At 61.3% G+C, this 2413-nt stretch carries 1 protein-coding gene; it reads left to right on the top strand.

What is annotated here, in order from left to right; all coding sequences use genetic code 11:
- Nucleotides 1-175: 175 nt before the first annotated feature.
- Nucleotides 176-2413 (top strand): Tex family protein (locus tag WCA53_RS33625; RefSeq protein WP_423922306.1); only part of this gene is annotated, 2238 nt, incomplete at its 3' end.

Below are 2413 nucleotides of genomic sequence, written 5' to 3'. Positions count from 1 at the left end.
AATGCAGCTTTAACGATCCCGAAATTCTATCACCGCGCGCCGGACGGCTCCGGCATTTATGGCAAAATGCCCTGCTTCACCCACCCGGCAAACGTGCGAACGCGGTGGCGCCACTTCTCGTAAGCGTGCGCGGCCATGAACGCCCTTGATGAGCCAGCAGGCAAACGCAGACCCCATGACGGAAACCGTAGCACTGAAGATCGTACAGCGCATCGCCACCGAGTTGAACGTACAGCCGCGCCAGGTCGCGGCGGCCGTGCAACTCCTCGATGAAGGCTCCACCGTTCCGTTTATCGCCCGGTATCGAAAGGAAGTGACGGGCAATCTCGACGACACGCACCTGCGCAATCTCGAGGAACGGCTTATCTATCTTCGTGAGCTGGAAGACCGGCGCGCGACGATCCTGCACAGCATCGAGGAGCAGGGCAAGCTCACTCCAGAACTGCGCGCCGCGATCGAAACCGCCGACAGCAAGCAGGTGCTCGAAGATCTGTATCTACCGTACAAGCCCAAGCGCCGCACGCGCGCGCAAATCGCCCGCGAGGCAGGCCTGCAACCGCTCGCGGACAACCTCCTCGCCGATCCCCGCCTCGATCCTCAGGTCGAAGCGGCGCGTTTTGTGGACGCTGAGAAGGGTGTCGCCGATATCAAGGCCGCCCTCGACGGTGCGCGCGACATCCTCTCCGAGCAGTTCGGCGAGACGGCCGAGATCCTCGGCAAGGTGCGAGACTATTTGTTCAAGCAGGGCATCGTGATGTCGACGGTGGTCGAGGGCAAGCAGAGCGAGGAAGGCGAGAAATTCCGCGATTACTACGACTACTCGGAAACGCTCCGCACCGTGCCCTCCCATCGCGCGCTCGCGCTGTTTCGTGGCCGTAACGCGGGCATCCTGATGGTCAAGCTCGGCTTGGGCGAAGAACTCGACGCGCAGGTGCCGCATCCTGGCGAAACGATGATTGCGCAGCACGTCGGTGTCGCAAATCAGGGGCGTCCCGCTGACAAATGGCTCTCCGACGTATGCCGGTGGTGCTGGCGCGTGAAAGTGCAGCCGAGTATCGAAAACGATCTGCTCACGAATTTGCGCGAAGAAGCCGAAGCCGAAGCCATTCGCGTTTTTGCACGCAACCTGAAAGACCTTTTGCTTGCCGCGCCGGCGGGCCCGAAAGCAGTGATCGGCCTCGATCCGGGGCTGCGGACGGGCGTTAAAGTTGCCGTGGTCGATCGTACGGGCAAGCTCCTTGCCACCGATGTGATCTACCCGCACGAGCCGCGTCGCGACTGGGACGGCTCGCTTGCCAAACTCGCGCGTATTGCGGCGCAGACGCAAGCCGAACTGATCAGTATTGGCAACGGCACGGCGTCGCGCGAGACGGATAAGCTGGCAAGCGAATTGATTGCGAAGCACCCCGAACTAAAGCTGCAGAAGATCGTGGTTTCGGAAGCTGGCGCATCGATTTATTCGGCTTCCGAGTTGGCATCGAAGGAATTTCCGGAACTCGACGTGTCGTTGCGCGGCGCCGTTTCCATCGCGCGCCGCTTGCAGGACCCGCTCGCCGAACTCGTGAAGATCGACCCGAAAGCGATTGGCGTCGGCCAGTACCAGCACGACGTCAACCAGCGCGAACTGGCGCGTTCGCTCGACGCGGTCGTCGAAGACTGCGTGAACGCCGTCGGCGTGGATGCCAACACCGCCTCCGTCGCACTGCTCGCACGCGTGTCGGGCTTGAACACAACGTTGGCGCGCAACATCGTCGATTTTCGCGATGCCAACGGCCCGTTTGCCTCGCGCGATCAACTGAAGAAGGTGCCACGTCTGGGCGACAAGACGTTCGAGCAAGCTGCCGGGTTTTTGCGCATCAATAACGGTGTGAATCCGCTTGACCGCTCGTCGGTGCATCCGGAAGCTTATCCGGTGGTCGAGCGAATCCTGGCGAAGATCAAGAAGCATGCTGCAGAAGTAATGGGCAAGCGCGAAGCGTTGTCGGGGTTATCGCCGGCAGAATTCGTAGATGACCGGTTTGGCTTGCCGACCGTGCGCGACATCCTGGCCGAACTTGAAAAACCGGGTCGCGATCCGCGCCCTGAATTCAAGACGGCGACGTTCCGCGATGGTGTCGAGAAGCTGTCTGATCTCGTACCGGGAATGGTCCTTGAAGGCGTCGTGACGAATGTGGCGGCGTTTGGCGCGTTCATCGATATAGGCGTGCATCAGGATGGACTAGTCCACGTTTCGGCGATGTCGACGAAATTCATCAAGGACCCGCACGAGGTGGTCAAGGCGGGTCAGGTGGTGAAGGTCAAGGTGCTGGAAACCGATGTGAAGCGCCAGCGGATCGCGCTGAGCATGCGTCTGGACGACGACTTCGCGGCGGAAGGAGACTCCTCGGCACAGCAGGCGCGCGGCCCGCAGGAG

The sequence above is a fragment of the Caballeronia sp. genome (assembly GCF_049581465.1).
Classification (GTDB): domain Bacteria; phylum Pseudomonadota; class Gammaproteobacteria; order Burkholderiales; family Burkholderiaceae; genus Caballeronia.
The sequence above is the reverse complement of the archived record's forward strand: the minus strand, read 5'-3'. Positions and strand labels throughout refer to the sequence as shown.